This is a genomic window from Piscinibacter gummiphilus, assembly GCF_032681285.1.
GTDB classification, from domain to species: domain Bacteria; phylum Pseudomonadota; class Gammaproteobacteria; order Burkholderiales; family Burkholderiaceae_C; genus Rhizobacter; species Rhizobacter gummiphilus_A.
Window position 1 is genome coordinate 1,759,126 of sequence record NZ_CP136336.1, and the last position, 15,241, is coordinate 1,774,366.

14 protein-coding genes and 2 tRNA genes are annotated in these 15,241 nt (G+C 65.2%); 10 read left to right on the top strand and 6 right to left on the bottom strand.

The window, feature by feature from the left end; all coding sequences use genetic code 11:
- Positions 1-75: 75 nt before the first annotated feature.
- Positions 76-1,053, bottom strand: a complete 978-nt coding sequence (locus tag RXV79_RS08415) for a glycosyltransferase family 10 domain-containing protein (protein ID WP_316702974.1) — start codon at positions 1,051-1,053, stop codon at positions 76-78.
- 75 nt (positions 1,054-1,128) lie between these two features.
- Positions 1,129-2,022 (bottom strand): alpha-1,2-fucosyltransferase, encoded by an 894-nt coding sequence (locus RXV79_RS08420; protein WP_316702975.1) that lies wholly within the window; start codon positions 2,020-2,022, stop codon positions 1,129-1,131.
- Positions 2,023-2,180: 158 nt separating this feature from the next.
- On the opposite strand from RXV79_RS08420, the gene RXV79_RS08425 reads away from it, so the two are divergent.
- Positions 2,181-3,305: a glycosyltransferase family 9 protein gene (locus RXV79_RS08425; protein WP_316702976.1), complete on the top strand. Its 1,125-nt coding sequence runs from the start codon at positions 2,181-2,183 to the stop codon at positions 3,303-3,305.
- Positions 3,306-3,328: 23 nt separating this feature from the next.
- Complete coding sequence (locus RXV79_RS08430) at positions 3,329-4,093, top strand: DUF268 domain-containing protein (RefSeq protein WP_316702977.1); 765 nt, start codon at positions 3,329-3,331, stop codon at positions 4,091-4,093.
- Here the strand turns inward: RXV79_RS08430 and RXV79_RS08435 are convergent.
- Positions 4,083-4,988 (bottom strand): DUF6492 family protein, encoded by a 906-nt coding sequence (locus tag RXV79_RS08435; RefSeq protein WP_316702979.1) that lies wholly within the window; start codon positions 4,986-4,988, stop codon positions 4,083-4,085. The genes RXV79_RS08430 and RXV79_RS08435 overlap by 11 nt on opposite strands.
- Before the next feature lie 86 nt (positions 4,989-5,074).
- Here RXV79_RS08435 and RXV79_RS08440 point away from each other — a divergent pair, with 86 nt between their 5' ends.
- On the top strand, positions 5,075-6,436 hold the full coding sequence (locus tag RXV79_RS08440; protein WP_316702980.1) for a glycosyltransferase family A protein: 1,362 nt from the start codon (positions 5,075-5,077) through the stop codon (positions 6,434-6,436).
- Positions 6,437-6,446: 10 nt separating this feature from the next.
- Here RXV79_RS08440 and RXV79_RS08445 read toward each other — a convergent pair whose 3' ends face one another.
- Both RXV79_RS08445 and msbA read right to left on the bottom strand, forming a co-directional pair.
- Complete coding sequence (locus RXV79_RS08445) at positions 6,447-7,754, bottom strand: glycosyltransferase family protein (RefSeq protein ID WP_316702981.1); 1,308 nt, start codon at positions 7,752-7,754, stop codon at positions 6,447-6,449.
- A 2-nt stretch (positions 7,755-7,756) separates the two neighbouring features.
- Complete coding sequence (gene msbA / locus RXV79_RS08450; RefSeq protein WP_316702983.1) at positions 7,757-9,496, bottom strand: lipid A export permease/ATP-binding protein MsbA; 1,740 nt, start codon at positions 9,494-9,496, stop codon at positions 7,757-7,759.
- 76 nt (positions 9,497-9,572) lie between these two features.
- Here msbA and RXV79_RS08455 point away from each other — a divergent pair, with 76 nt between their 5' ends.
- The 7 genes from RXV79_RS08455 to RXV79_RS08485 all read left to right on the top strand — a co-directional run bounded on the left by RXV79_RS08455 (position 9,573) and on the right by RXV79_RS08485 (position 14,138).
- On the top strand, positions 9,573-10,343 hold the full coding sequence (locus RXV79_RS08455; RefSeq protein WP_316704029.1) for a glycosyltransferase family 2 protein: 771 nt from the start codon (positions 9,573-9,575) through the stop codon (positions 10,341-10,343).
- A gap of 28 nt (positions 10,344-10,371) precedes the next feature.
- Positions 10,372-11,655 carry a Tol-Pal system beta propeller repeat protein TolB gene (tolB, locus tag RXV79_RS08460; RefSeq protein ID WP_316702984.1) on the top strand — a complete coding sequence of 428 codons (1,284 nt, stop codon included), beginning with the start codon at positions 10,372-10,374 and terminating at the stop codon, positions 11,653-11,655.
- 78 nt (positions 11,656-11,733) lie between these two features.
- Positions 11,734-12,276: a peptidoglycan-associated lipoprotein Pal gene (gene pal / locus RXV79_RS08465; protein WP_316702985.1), complete on the top strand. Its 543-nt coding sequence runs from the start codon at positions 11,734-11,736 to the stop codon at positions 12,274-12,276.
- A gap of 8 nt (positions 12,277-12,284) precedes the next feature.
- Positions 12,285-13,097: a tol-pal system protein YbgF gene (gene ybgF / locus RXV79_RS08470; RefSeq protein WP_316702986.1), complete on the top strand. Its 813-nt coding sequence runs from the start codon at positions 12,285-12,287 to the stop codon at positions 13,095-13,097.
- A gap of 25 nt (positions 13,098-13,122) precedes the next feature.
- Positions 13,123-13,923, top strand: coding sequence for a tRNA threonylcarbamoyladenosine dehydratase (locus RXV79_RS08475; RefSeq protein WP_316702987.1), 801 nt, complete (start codon positions 13,123-13,125; stop codon positions 13,921-13,923).
- A gap of 38 nt (positions 13,924-13,961) precedes the next feature.
- Positions 13,962-14,037 (top strand) — tRNA-Lys (locus tag RXV79_RS08480).
- A gap of 25 nt (positions 14,038-14,062) precedes the next feature.
- Positions 14,063-14,138, top strand: a tRNA-Lys gene (locus RXV79_RS08485).
- Positions 14,139-14,200: 62 nt separating this feature from the next.
- On the opposite strand, the gene RXV79_RS08490 is transcribed toward RXV79_RS08485, so the two are convergent.
- Complete coding sequence (locus tag RXV79_RS08490; protein WP_316704032.1) at positions 14,201-15,163, bottom strand: sodium-dependent bicarbonate transport family permease; 963 nt, start codon at positions 15,161-15,163, stop codon at positions 14,201-14,203.
- Between the last annotated feature and the right edge of the window lie 78 nt (positions 15,164-15,241).

A 15,241-nucleotide genomic window follows, 5' to 3' on the forward strand; every position in this document is an offset into this window, starting at 1 on the left:
TCGTCAGTCTGTTCCACCACATCGCCTGCTCCCGGGACCGGCGTCCCTATCGTTTCCCATCCGTCGATCAGCGAATTATCGGCCGGTGCGCTTGAGCCCAAGCACCTGCCTCAGCCTGCGAACCAGGCGGCGACTCCATCGGGCGTCTTTTACCTCCTGGTTCGTCCACAAGCGCTCGGGAGACGTCAGCCTCTGCGGGGCTTGGGCCTCTGCCGACTCCAATCGACGGTAGGTCCGCTCCAGCAAGCCAAACACATTGTGTTCCCACAAGACCCGACGTTTGGCTTCGGCCACCGCCGAAGCACGCTGGCGATCGAGGTCACTTTTCAGGACCTCTCGGATGCGGGCAATCGACTCGGCGGGTTTGCTCACATCAATCGACAACCAGCTTCCTTCTGGAAAATAGTCCGAAAGGTTGGGGCAGCCCGCATAGATCGGGAAGCACTGTCTCAGGAAAGGGTCAGCCAGCTTCTCCGTCCAATAGTCCGGGTGGGAGGAGTTCTCCAATGCAATGTGATAGCGATACGCCGCCAAGGCATCGTCCTTGTCCGCTACCTCTTGGAACCCACGGCCGTAGATGTCGACCAAGTCGCCCAGCTCTTCCTTGAGTCGCAGAATGAAGTCCAAGCGCTGCCGATGTCCGGCGGTCACCGACTTGGTCGACGACACAACGGAACACAGCTTCGTCTTGAGGGGTAGGTCGGCAGCCAGTTCTTCAAAGCCCAGAACCGGAACATAGGAGTTCTGCGGCCCATTGAAATCGAACCGCACGCCGGCGAACCAGTTCATCCCCACCTGTGTGTGGATCACGCCAGGATGACGGATGCAGCGCTGCGTCGTGATGACGTGGCCAAACTGAGCCAGATAGGCTGGTTGGTATCGATGGAAACTCTCTGGCTCACCCGTGATCAGGATGCGTCGCGCCCGAGGGACGTGGGTCATCAGTTCTGGAGTCGACCATCCGTCATAGACAACCAGCCACTCGACCTCGAAATCCGGCGCGCAGTCGAGTGCGTACTGTGTGTTCTCCCAATGGCCCGATGTCCCGGGCATCTGGCGCCACCAGGGCCAAGCCGGTCCTGAACTGCTGACAAATTGAACGTGGCGTCTCATACGCAAACGAAGTCATCAATCGCCACAGTCCAGGGTTTCCCAACTGGGCGGCAACAGGTCGTCAAGCACGAGTGATTCGGACTTCAGCCAGCAGCGGGGAGCTACGACCATTTGCCCGTGCCGATCGGCCAACCAGGCGCCCCACCAGCTAAGGCTGCTGTTTGCGATCACGTGGTGATGGCATCGCTGCATGAGGCCCAGTTCTGCGATGACTGCAGTATCGCCTGAGGCGTTCGCAACATACTCCGAGGGCAGGTCGGTGTGCAGGTGCTCGCGTACCCATGCGATGTCGTCGGAGAAGAAGAACAGGTGCGGGTCCTTGACTCGGCCGCGCACGAGTTCCAAGGCTCGCCGGTAGTAGTCCAATGGCAAGGCTCCGTGCACTTTGGCCGCGGACGCCGAATGCACATAGTCGCCGCGACGCACATGAACCATCACCGATTGACACCCCTCGATGCGAGTTGCGATGTCGGCGTAGTGAGAGTCCACCACGGTCGATGGCCTCAGGTCTTCCAGCAGATGCGGGCGTGCTTCCTCAAAGTACCGAAACGACTGCCAGTAGCCTACGAGGTAGGCCAGACGGCTTCGGTCAGCCAGCGTCTGCAGGCGCTTGTCGAAGCGGAAGGGTTGTTTCTCGTTGATGGTTCTCACGGGGCGTCTGATCGCCTGCCACAGATTGGCCGCGGGCTCTGCGAGGTGTTCGGGGTCGCCGTCAGAATGGACGAAGCTCACCGGCAGGTGAAAATGCGAGAGCAGGGGCACTCTCGGTGTCTCGCCGTCCTGGATATTGCGAAACCAGGAGAGGTCGGCCAAAACCGGCCTGTCGAGGTGCAACCCTAGTTGGCGCGCCGTGGCGTACTGGAAGAGTTGGTTTCCCAGGCCACCGAAGAGCTTGGTGACGATCGTCATGACTGACTGTGGTTTATGGAGTGATCAATAGTGGCGGTGTGTACCTTTGTCGATAACCCTCGCTTCGCGCGTCATCGCTCCAAGCAGCCCACCAAGCTGGCAGCCTGTCAGTATGCCGCCCCTGTGGCGGGCTGGCATCGCCCCTGGCCGCCGGTCGCATGAAGGATCCTCGCAACGTCCTGGTGATCGCCACACGGCAGATCGGCGATGTGCTTCTGACGGCGCCGCTGATCGCTGCCGCGCGGCAACGTTGGCCCGATGCGTCGATCGATGTTCTTGGGTTCGCCGGGACGCTGGGCATGCTGAAGGGCAACCCGGATATCCGAGGTTTCGTGGAAGTCCCCTCGGGCAGCGGCTGGCGGGCGGCATGGCCGTTCGTTCGCAGGCTTTGGCGTCGCTACGACTTGGCGCTCATCACGCAACAGAGCGATCGGGCCCACCTCTATGGCTGGGTGGCAGCCAGGGTGCGCAGCGGCCTGGTGCCCGGGCGCGCGGCAATCTCCTGGTGGAAGCGGTGCTTGCTGACCCATGCAGTGCGCATCGACGACGAGACGACCCCGACGGTCGTCGAGAAGCTCAAGCTGCTTGAGCCATGGCGCGCGCTCCCGCCCGAGGTGAACGTGGCCGCACCACCCGAGGTTGCGTTGCCGCTGGATCTGGACGCCCTGCTGGGCGATGCTCCGATCGTGGTCCATGTGCCGTCCATGTGGCGCTACAAGCAATGGCCCATCGCCAAGTACATCGAGTTCGTGGGCGAACTGTTGGCGCGTGGGCATCAGGTGGTATTGACCGGCAGCAAGTCGGAAACCGACCAGGCGCAGATCGCGGAGGTGCGCGCGCTCGGTTCGCCACCTCAGGTCATTGACGTTTCCGGCCAGCTCAACTTGAACCAGGTGGGCACGCTTTTGCGCCGCGCCGCGCTGTACGTCGGCCCCGACACCTCCATCACCCACCTCGCTGCGGCCTGTGGCACGCCGGTGGTGGCACTGTTCGGCCCTACCAACCCCATCCGGTGGGGGCCGTGGCCGCAGGGGCATGCGGCGAGTTCACCGTATTTACGGGCACAGCCGAGGCAGTCTTCGCGCAGGGTCATCCTCCTACAGGCGGAGCAGGCATGTGTCGCCTGCGGCCATGCGGGGTGCGAAGATCACCATCACAGCCGCAGCCTCTGCCTCGAGGCGCTGCCGGTGCAACGGGTGCTCGACGAATGCCTCGCAGAATTGCGCATGCGGCCGGGCAAAGACCAACGAGAAGGCGACCTGGGCGCCTCCAGACTCAAATGAATGCATCACTTGCCACGCCTCTGATGAAGCTCAAGGCCTTCTTGCTGGTCCTCTTCGGCGCCTACCCCCGACGCACGTCAACGCTGCGCTACCTGCCGCTCTACCTTCAACAGAAGGCGGCCTTCGTGGCGGCTGGTGGCGAGATCGCGCATGAGCACGCCATCTTCGAGGACTACGCCGACCAAGCCGGCACGGCGCGGGGCCACTACTTCCATCAAGACCTGCTGGTGGCCGGCTTCGTGCACACCGCGAAACCGCTGCGCCATATCGACGTTGGCAGTCGCATTGATGGGTTTGTGGCTCACGTGGCGGCGTTCAGGCCCATCGAGGTCATCGACATCAGGCCGCTGAGCATGACGAAGCACCAGAACATCTGTTATGTGCAGGGCAACCTCATGGATCTGGACCCCGGCCTTCACGAGGTCTGCGACTCCCTGAGCTGCCTGCACGCGATTGAGCACTTTGGCCTGGGGCGGTATGGCGATCCGGTCGATCCGTTGGGGCATCGCAGGGGGTTCGACAACCTCGTCCGCATGCTCAAGGGCGGTGGGCACTTGTACGTGAGCTTTCCGATCGGACGCAGCGCGGTGCACTTCAACGCGCACCGCGTATTTGACCCGACCGAAGTGCTGGGGTGGGCCGGCGATCGCCTCGAATTGCTCAGGTTCGACTACGTCGACGACGCGGGGGATTTGCATCTCGATCAGTCTCTTGCGACGCCGCCGCGCCTGGACTACGGCTGCGGCATCTACAGCTTTCGCAAGCGCCCTGCGGCCGCTAACGCCTGAACTGTCGTAGCCAGCGTTTGACGCGCCGCACGGCGCGGGAGCTGGCACTGCGGGCGCCGGCCTCGTCCATCTCGTACTGCCAGTTCGATTGGTAGACGGCGCCGATGAAGCGCTCGACGAGGTTGGCCTCCGTCTCGCCCAGTCGGCGCAGCGCATTGAAATGCCAGTCGTGGTGGTAGACGCGAAAGAGCGGCTCGATGGGCGAGAGCGGAATGCTCCGGTAAGCCAGCAACGACTCGCCGTACCAGCGCAGCTCGGAGGGCATCTGCTCGATGGCGTCCCAGAGCGTCTGGTTCTTCGGCGCGAGGCGCTGCTCGTACAGGTCGCTCCACACCTTGGCCGACCAGGGCACGGGCGTGGGGCCGAAGTCGTAGTCGGGGCCGGTGCGGCCGAAGATCGCCTTCAGCTGCGCGCTCTCCCGGCGAAAGTCCGCCTCGACCTTGGGGTAGCCGCGCGACGAGGCCAGCTGGCGGTATTCCTTCGACTCGTGCATATGGCTGTAGGGGTGGCCTTCGGGCGCCAGGAAATCGGCCCGACCGAAGGGGCGCAGGAACACGGTGTCGGCGTCGGTGCAGAGGTAGGCGTCGCAGCCAAGCAGGCGCCAGGCTTCCGACTTGACGACCTGCTGCGCCTTGCTGCCTGGGGTGGTCTTGTAGCGGGCCAGCAAGCCGTGATCGGCGGCCTTGGGGTGGGCAGCGACCACAGCCTCGTCGGTGACGAACTCGCAGGCACCAGCCGGGAGCGTGCTGCGGAAGAGCGCCAGATCGTCGCTCGGCACGATCAGCACCACGGGCAGCTGCTCGCGGTTGTGCGGCGCGAGGCTCGCCAGCAGGCGTTGCGCGCGGCGCAGGTCACCGCGGTAGGTCTTGCAGACAATGGGAAAGTCGAGGGCCATGCAATGGGCGCGTTCGCGGGCGGAGCCGCGATTGTGGCCGAGGCCCCGCCCCTAGAATCCCCGGCCAGTTTCCGCGAACCCAGCCGATGTCCTACCTCCTGCCTTCACGCCTGACCGTGGTTGCCCAAGCCGGCGGCGTGCTGGAGCGCTTCTGGGCCGCCTACAGTGCCGGCCCGCACGCGGTGCAGGAGTTGCCGGCCAGGTTGACCTCGATCGCCGCAGGCGCCTCCTCTGAGGACGTCGTGCGCGAGGCGTTTGCGCAAGCCGAGGGCGTGGTGCTGCTGCTGACCGACATCGAGGATGCACAGCGCCTGGCCGTGCAGCTCAAGCTGCGCCGCCGCCAGCCCAGCATCGTGATGCGCTGGTGGGACCGCCCGGCGAACCTCAAGCCCACCTACCGCGACCGATTGGTGTTCAACCGCTACACCGGCGTCAACTTCATGACGAGCCGGGCCGATCTCGAAGCCAACGTGCGCCCACCCAAGGGCGGCCTGGTGGTCGACAACCCGGTGCTGCTCGACCAACCCGCAGCGCTCGGCGAAGACTCGTGGCACAAGACCATGCGCCACACGCTGCTGGCCCTCACGCAGCCCACGCGCACTGACATCTTCGGCCTCGCCAAGCGCAACCACGGCGCGATCAAGCTCACGCTGGCCACGCACTTCTATTGCAACCAGGACAACATCGACACCGTCACGAGCTGGCTGCGCGACTTCACCACGCTGCCGGCCGAGGTGCTGGACCAGATCCAGTTCGTGATCGTCGACGACGGCTCACCGCTGAAGTACGACATTCCCGACGTCGACCTGAACCTCACCTGGGTGCGCATCGACCAGGACATCCGCTGGAACCAGGCCGGCGCGCGCAACGCCGCGATGCTGCACGCCCGCGCCGAAAACGTGGTGATCACCGATGTGGACCATGCCTTCCCGGAGCACACGGTGCGCTGGCTGCTGGCCCACCCGATCAAGCGCCGCCGCTTCTACAAGTTCTGGCGCAAGATGCCCGACGGCTCGCTGATCAAGGGCCACCCCAACATCTTCTACCTGGCGCGCTCGCGCTTCTTCCAGCTCTTCGGCACCGATGAAGAGTTCGCCGGGGCCTATGGCGCGGAAGACTATCGCTTCGTCAAGAACTTCAAGAACCACGGCACGGTGCAGTCGCACCTGCCAAAGGCCGTGTTCTGCATCGAGCGCCAGCTCGACCGCGAGAAGTCGTACCACTCGCTGGTGCGTGACCTGAGCTTCAACACCGGGGTGGACACGCGCAAGCGCCTGGAGATCGACCACTTCGGCGCCAACTACGGCCACAGCCGCCACAACTACAACTTCACGCAGACGGTGCTGCTCGACCGCATGCGCACGCCCACTCGCATGCCACCGCTCGACCGCGGCTGGCGCCAGCGCTGGTGGCTGCGGCAGTTCGAGAGCCTGCTCTGCTCGCGTTAGTGAGGCGAGGCTAGAGCTTCGAGATCCCGGAGATCTTGGCGACCTCGACCACCGACAGGATCTCGTCGACCGCATCGGCGGTGCTGATGGGCGGCACGGTGACGGTGGGAAGCCTTCCGGCCTGCCAGCGCAGGATCAACTCACGCAAGGCGGCGGCGCCGGCCACGGTGTTGGTCGCTGGGGCGCACCAGCCTTGGTGCTCGCGCACGAGGCGATCGAGCTGCGGGTTGAGGTGGGTGTAGGCGAGCACGGGCCGGCGGGCCCAGAAGTAGTCGTAGAGCTTGGACGGGATGTACTGCTCGCACTCGTCGCCCTCGCCATGCATCAGCAACAGGGCGTCGACCTGTTGCATGCGCTGCACGACACGCTCGCGGCCTGAGAGACCCGTCGCGGGGTCATGCTCCAGGCGGCCCATCGGGATCACCACGTCGTCGAGCTTGTGCTGCTCGATCAGCTTCTGGGCAGGGCCGTCGACCGCACCGCCATAGACCTCCAGGCGCAGCAGCGGCCGCCATTGGGGCTCGTGCGCCAGCAGGTGGTTCAGCGCGCGGATGAAGGGCACGAGGCTGCGGCTGTCCGACAGCGAGCCGAAGTGGCCGAGCACGCACACCGGCCCGGGCGTGTAGGTGGCCGGCCGCAGCGGCGGCTCGGCGCCGGGCATCACCACGATGCCGCGCTCGCGCAGCACCGGGTGGCGCGCCTGCGCGGCGGCGAGCGCGCCTTCGGTGAACCACCACGCGAGGTCGGCGTGCTGGCAGATGAGGCCTTCGAGCCGGGCCTGGAAACGCTCGTCGCGGTTGGCCGGCGCCCGGCCGGGGAACACCATCGGGTCGTGGACTTCGACGATCCACTTCGCCCCGCACCAGCGCTTGAGCCACCAGCCGGCCAAGTGGGCGGAATACGCCCCGCCGCTCGAATACACGAGGTCGATGTCGCCACGGCGCAGCATCCAGGCCCCGCGCACAAAGGCTGGTAGCGCCCATGACCACTGGTTGCGCAGTCCGATCAGCAGCTTCTCGAGCACCATGAACGGCGCGAGCACGAGGCTGATCAGCAGCATCAGCACACGGTAGGCAATGCCCCGGCCGAGATGGCGGGCCAGCAGGTGGCGCAGATCGAAGCGCAGTGCCGATGGCCCCCAGGGCAGCAGGCGGTGGTGCTCGTAGCGCTTGTCCTGCTCGCCGGTGATGGCACTCAGGATCACCGGCTCGATGCCGGCCTGGACCAGATAGCGCAGCTTGTCGGTGACGGTGAGGCTCGCGGCCCGCCCGTCCATGTTGAACGCGTGCGAGAGGATCAGCCAGCGCTGGCGACGCATCGTCAAAACTTGAACTGCAGCGCGTGCAAGCGGGCGAAGAGGCCTGCTTGGGCCAACAGCTCTTGGCGCGTGCCCAGTTCGACGAGTCGGCCTTGATTGAGTACGGCGATGCGATCGGCCTTCTCGATGGTCGAGAGGCGGTGCGCCACGACAATGGTCGTGCGCCCCTCCATCAGCCGCTCCAGTGCCTGCTGCACCAAGTGTTCGCTCGCACTGTCGAGCGCCGAGGTGGCTTCGTCGAGGATCAGCACAGGTGCGTCTTTGTAGATCGCGCGGGCGATTGCGAGGCGCTGACGCTGGCCGCCCGAGAGCTGGTTGCCGTTGTGGCCGACGCGTGCCATCACGCCTTCGGGTTGCTCTTCAGCGAAATCGAGCAGGTTTGCCGAGGCAAGTGCGCTTCTCACGCGGTCCAGGTCAATGGGATGGCTACCTATCCCCACGTTGGCGGCGATGGTGTCGTTGAAGAGCACCACGTCCTGGCTCACCAGCGCGAATTGGCGGCGCAGCGAGGTCAGCTCCCAGTCGCGCAATGGCACGCCGTCGAGGCGGATTTCACCCTCGGTGGGGTCGAGGAAGCGAGGCAGCAGATTGACGAGCGTCGATTTGCCGGCACCGGATGGGCCGACCAAGGCCAGCTTTTCGCCAGCGCGCACTTGCAGCGTGAGTCCGCTCAATGCCACGGCGTCTTCGTTGTAGCGCAGCGAGACGTCGCGGAACTCGAGTTCGCCGCGCGCGCGCGCGGCAGTGTGCGTGCCAGTTTCCTCGACAGGCACCTTGTGCATGAGGTCAAGGCCGCGTTGGATCGCGGTGAGCCCCCGCGTCACCGGGCCAGCCACGTCGGCGAGGTGGCGCAACGGCGAGATGAGCATCAGCATGGCGGTGATAAACGCGACGAAGCCACCCACCGTCGCTCCCTGTGTGTTGCTCTGCCACAGCGCGACCACGATGACGGCGGAGAGGGCGAAGGCCGAGATCAGCTGGGTCACCGGCGTGATGGCTGACGAGGCCACCGTCCCCTTGAGCGAGAGTTGGCGCATCCGGGTGCTGGCCGTGTTGAAGCGCTGCTCCTGTGCCGCCTTGGCGTCGTGCAGACGCACGATTCGCCAGGCGAGCGTGTTCTCTTCCATCACGTAGGCAATCTCGTCGGCGGCGCCTTGAGTGGCCAGGCTGATGCGGTGCATGCGACGGCTGAAGTAGCGCACCGTCACGGCTACAGGGGGAAGCAGCACCGCAATGAAGAGCGTGAGTTGCCAGTTGATCCACAACAGGTAGATCAGAAGCGCAACGGCGGTGAAGCTGTCTTTGATCAGCGTCTGTGCGGCGCCCACCAGGGTCTGCGTACCGTTTTGCACCTCGTACACCACGGTGTTGATGAGGCTGCTGGCCGTCTGCTGCGAGAAGAGCGACGCTTGCGACAAAAGCACGTGCTCGAACATGTCGCGCCGCATCTTCAGCGTGGCTTCGTTCGAGGCCCAGGAGAGCGCGTAGTTGACCAGGAAACCTGAGATGCCGCGGGTCAGGAAGAGCCCGATGATGACCGCGGGCACCGCCCAGAGGGGCACTTTGCCTTGCTGGGTAAAGCCGCCGTCCAGCAGCGGTTTCATCATCGCCGCAAGCGCTGGCTCGGTGGCCGCACCAATCGAAGCCCCCACCGCCGCCAGCACGAACGCGAGTTTGGTGCCGGCAAAGTAGGGCGCGACGCGCGCGAGGCGCTGCCGCAGGTTCTGGGTGGGTTGGGTCATAGGAAGCGCGGATTATCCAATGCGCCTGCCTACAATCCCCGCCACCTCGAAGGAGCGCCTGCCCCACATGCCCGAGATCGCGCTGTCCGTCATCCTCATCACCCGCAACGAAAGCCGCAACATCGCCGCGTGCTTGAAGAGCGTGGCCTTTGCCGACGAGTGGATCGTCGTGGATTCGGGCAGCGCGGACGACACGGCAGACATCGCACGCAGCCTGGGCGCGCAGGTCATCACCACCGCCGACTGGCCCGGCTTCGGCCAGCAGAAGAACCGCGCGCTCGATGCCGCCCGCGGCCGCTGGGTGCTGAGTCTCGATGCCGACGAGCGCGTGAGCCCTGAGCTCGCCCAGCGCATCCGCGAGGTCGTGACGAAGGACGGCCCGGCCGAGGGATACGAGCTTTCACGTATCTCCCGCTTCTGCGGACAGTGGATCCGCCACGGCGACTGGTACCCCGACCGCGTGCTGCGCGTCTTCCGCCGCGGCCGTGCGCGCTTTACCGACGACCTGGTGCACGAGCGTCTCGTCGTGCAAGGCAAGGTCGAGCGGCTCAAGGGCGACCTGCTGCACGACACCATGCCCTCGCTCGACGACGCGCTCGACAAGATGAACCGCTACAGCAGCGGCCGGGCGCTCGACAAGGTCAAGGCTGGCAAGCGTGGCAGCCTTTTTGCTGCAGTGACCCACGGGTGGTGGGCGTTCATGCGCTGCTACTTCCTCAAGCGCGGCTTTCTCGATGGCCGCCTCGGCCTCGTGCTCGCGATTTACCAGGCGGAAGGTACTTATTACAGGTACCTCAAGATGGATTTGCTCGCACGCCAGGCCGGCAAATCCATTGAACCAATATGAATTACGAGGATCAGGACAATCCATGCCGATGAATCGACGACTGTTTGCAGCCTCTTCTGGCCTCCTGCTCGCCGCCCCGGCGCTGGCCCAGTTCCGGGTCGAGATTTCGGGTGTGGGTGCGACCCAGCTGCCGATCGCGATCGCCCGCTTCCGCGATGAAGATCGCACAACGCAGTCCGTGTCGGCGGTGATCAAGGCCGACCTGGAGCGCTCAGGCCTCTTCCGCGCAGTCAAGACCGACCAGGTCATCGACGAGTCCGCGAAGCCCAATCTCGGCGATTGGCGTGGCCAGTCGGCCGACCAATCGGCCGATGCGCTCCTGGCCGGCTCGGTGACTCGCCTGGCCGACGGTCGCTTCGACGTGCGCTACAAGCTCTGGGACGTGGTCAAAGGCAAGGAGCTCGTATTTGCCAACGTCACGGCCGGGCCCGCCGAGCTGCGCCTGGCCGCCCACCGGATTGCCGACGTGGTCTATGAAAAGCTGACCGGCGAGAAGGGGGTGTTCTCGACCTTCATTGCCTACGTCACGCGCTCGGGCAAGCGTTACGCACTGCGCGTGGACCACGCCGACGGCGCGGGTGGCGAGGTCGCCCTGCAGAGCAGCGAAGCGATCATTTCGCCGTCCTGGTCGCCCGACGGGCAGGAGCTGGCCTACGTGACCTTCCAGGACGAGCGCAAGGCCGCCGTGTTCGCCCAGAACATCGTCACCGGCGCGCGCCGCAAGCTTGCGAGCTTCCCGGGCTCGAACAGCGCGCCGAGCTGGTCGCCCGACGGCAAGTCCCTCGTGGTCACGCTCAGCCGCGACGGCGGCTCGCAGCTCTACATCATCGGCCGCAACGGCGAGAGCCCGCGGCGCCTGACCAACAGCCAGGCGATCGACACCGAAGGCACATTCACGCCCGATGGCAAGCAGATCTATTTCGTGAGTGACCGCAGCGGCGGCCCGCAGATCTACCGCATGTCTGCCGGAGGCGGCGCGGCCGAGCGCGTGAGCTTTACCGGCAGCTACAACATCAGCCCGGCCATCAGCCCCGATGGCCGCTACCTCGCCTATATTTCCCGCCAGAACGGCGCCTTCAAGCTCTACGTGGGCGAGATCGGCAAGCTCGGCAACGCGCAAGCCATCACCGACACCAGCGACGATGAAAGTCCGAGCTTTGCGCCCAACAGCAAGCTCATCATCTACGCCACCCGGGCCAACGGCCGCGACACGCTGATGACGACCACCCTCGACGGCAAGATCAAGGGCGCTCTCGATGCCAACCGCTTCCCCGACGTGCGTGAACCAGCGTGGGGCCCGTTCGTTCGCTGATATCTTTTTCTTGCGCTGACCAAGCGCCTTTCAGACCAGCCGTACAGGCAGCTCATCCCGACCATCAGGAGAATCACCATGAACATGTCCCGCCTCGCTCTCATCGTCGCCGTGTCTTCAGCCGTCTTCGCCGGCTGCGCGTCGAACGTGCCGCTGGACAACAAGGCCGCGCCGGTGGAGTCGCGTACACCTGGCGCTGCGGGGGCCAACAACGGCTCGTCGTCGGCCAACGGCACCAACTCCGGCCGCGTCGCCAGCGTCGACCTGACCAAGAATGCGCCGCCTGCCGCCGAAGTCGGCCGCATCGTCTACTTCGACTACGACAGCTTCGTGATCAAGGATGAGTTCCGCCCCGTCATCGAAGGCCAGGCCAAGATGCTTGCGGCGAACAAGTCGAAGAAGCTCACCATCGAAGGCCACACCGACGAGCGCGGCGGCAGCGAGTACAACCTGGCGCTCGGCCAGAAGCGCGCCGAGTCGGTGGCCAAGTCCCTGAAGCTGCTCGGCGTGACCGATGCGCAGATCGAAGCCGTGAGCTTCGGCAAGGAGCGCCCGGCCGACCAGGGCCATGACGAAGCGGCGTGGGCGAAGAACCGCCGCGCAGAGCTGTCCAGCCGCTGAGCGTGGCCATGAATCGGCCCCTGACGATGCGAGGGCGGCCTGCTGTTTGGGCCTTGCTGCTGGCGCTTGCGGCGCCGGCGGCCCATGCCGGCCTCTTCGACGACGACGAGGCGCGCAAGGCCATCCTCGACATGCGGCAGCGCCAGGAGCAGGGCGACGCCAAGTTGCGCGCGGCGATGGCCGAGAACCAGGCCCAGCTGCTGGAGCAGATCAGCCAGCTCCGGCGCAGCCTGCTCGACCTCAACAACCAGCTCGAAACCGTGCGTGCCGAGATGGCGCGCATGCGCGGGCAAGACGAGCAGCTGCAGCGCGACGTCACCGAACTGCAGCGTGTGCAGGGCGACCTCCAGAAGGCACAAAAGGATGTGCAGCAGGGCGTCGAAGACCGCATCCGCAAGCTGGAGCCGGTGAAGGTCTCGGTCGACGGCCGCGAATTCCTGGTCGACCCGGAAGAGCGCCGCCAGTACGAAGACGCGATGGCGCTGTTGCGCAAGAGCGAGTTCGCCGCGGCCTCGGCGGCCTTCGCGGCCTTCGCCAAGCGCTACCCGGCGAGCGGCTACATGCCCTCGTTGCAGTTCTGGCGCGGCAACGCGCAGTACGCGATGCGCGAGTACCGCGAGGCGATCAATAGCTTCCGCGCGCTGCTGTCGACCGCGCCCGATCACGTTCGGGCACCCGAGTCGCTGCTGGCCATTGCCAACTGCCAGATGGAGCTGAAAGACAACAAGGGCGCGCGCCGCACCATCGACGAGCTGGTGAAGGCGTACCCGAAGTCCGAGGCCGCACAGGCGGGCAAGGAGCGCCTGGCGTCCCTGCGCTGAGGCTCGCGCTCCCCGTGGATCTCTCTTGAACGCGCCGCTCGACCTGCTGGCCCCCGACCTCGAACGTCGCTTTGGCGGCTTGCGGCGCCTGCATGGCGATGCGGGCTACAAGGCGCTGCGTTCGGCGCGGGTCGGCCTTGTGGGCCTGGGGGGCGTGGGCTCCTGGGCCGTCGAAGCGCTGGCGCGCAGTGGCGTGGCGCAGCTCACGCTCTTCGACATGGACCATGTCGCGGAGTCCAACATCAACCGCCAGGTGCAGGCACGCGGCGAAACGCTGGGCCAGCACAAGGGCGAGGCGCTGCGTGCGCGCATTGCCGACATCCACCCGGGTTGCGACGTGCAGGTGGTCGATGACTTCGTGACCGCCGCCAATTGGCCTTCACTGCTGCCGCGCGAGATCGACGTGCTCATCGATGCATGCGATCAGGTGCAAGCCAAGATGGCGATGGCCGTGTGGGCGCGTGAAGGGCGGCACGACTTCGTGTGCGTCGGCGCGGCCGGAGGCAAGCAGAAGCCACAGCTGGTGGAAGTCGACGACATCTCCCGTGCCACGCACGATCCGCTGCTGGCCTCGATGCGCCAGCGGCTGCGCAAGCAGCACGGTGCGCCGCGCGATCGTGCGATGGGTGTGCGCTGCGTGTTCTCGCGCGAAGCCGTGATGTCGCCTGCCGATGCCTTCTGCGACGTCGGGGATGACGCGGGCGGAGCCAAGGTCGACGGCAGCCTCAATTGCCATGGGTATGGCTCGAGTGTTGTCGTTACCGCAACGTTCGGTTTGGTCGCCGCCTCAGAAGCGCTACAATGCGTGCTTCGCCGGTTGGCTTGAAGCAACTTCGCAAAGCCCGTTATACTCATGGGCTTGCCGGGTTGTTAGCTCAGTCGGTAGAGCAGCGGACTTTTAATCCGTTGGTCGCAGGTTCAAGTCCTGCACAACCCACCAGTTCCTCCGGGAACACAGAACGAGCGGGCTCTTAGCTCAGTTGGTAGAGCAGCGGACTCTTAATCCGTTGGTCGTAGGTTCGAATCCTACAGGGCCCACCAAAATTCAAGCACTTAGCACGCGAAAGCGGCTAAGTGCTTTTTGCTTTGTGAGCCCCGCGGTTTCACAGGACCCGTTCCGCGATGGAGACGAAGAGGGGAATGCCCAGAAGGATGTTGAAGGGGAAGGTCAACCCGAGCGACATGCCGAAGTAGAGCGAGGGGTTCGCTTCCGGGATCGCCTGCCGCACCACGGCAGGCACCGCGATGTAAGAAGCGCTGGCTGCCAGCACCATCAGAAGCGCCCCGTTGCCCGCCGACAGGCCCACCGCTGCCGCCAGCGCGAGTGCCAGGCCGGCGTGAACCAGCGGCCCGACGAGCGCGTAGCCCACCAGCCAGGGCGAGCGGCCCTTCAGTGCGCCGATGTTGCGCGCCGCAAGAAGGCCCATGTCGAGCAGGAAGAACGCGAGCATTCCCTTGAACAGGTCGCCGGAGAACGGCTGCATGGACTTTTGACCTGCTTCGCCTGTGATCAGACCGATCACCATGGCGCCCAGCAGCAGCAGTTGCGCACCGTCGGTGAACGACTCGTGAAGCACCTTGCGCAGGCCCACCTTGTGCGTGCCATGCGCTGTGCCTTCCTTTTGACGCGCCATGTTCGCCAGCACGACGGCCATCACGATCGCGGGGGACTCCATCAAGGCCATGGCCGCCGCCATGTGCCCGCCGTAGGCCAACTGGTGCGTCTCCAGGTACTGCACCGCCGTGATGAAGGTGACGGCACTGACCGATCCGTAGGTGGCCGAGACCGCCGCGGCGTCGAAACGCGAAAGGCATCGCTTCAAGACCAGGTAGCCCATCGCCGGCACGACCAGTGCCAGCACGACTGCGCAGGCCAGGCTCACCGCGACCTCGGCGTCCAGCCCTGACTTCGCCAGTGCGAAGCCTCCTTTCAGGCCGAGGGCCATCAGCAGGTACAACGAAAGAAAGCGTGCAATCGCAGGCGGAATTTCCAGGTTGGATCGGACGGTGCCGGCAAGGAGCCCGAAGACGAAGAAGAGGATGGCGGGGTCGAGGAAGTTTTGCATGGCGGGGGCGAATGCTCGGTGAACCGGCCATGACCGACAAGTGATATGTTCGGATGCAAAACATCGGGGAAGTCGATG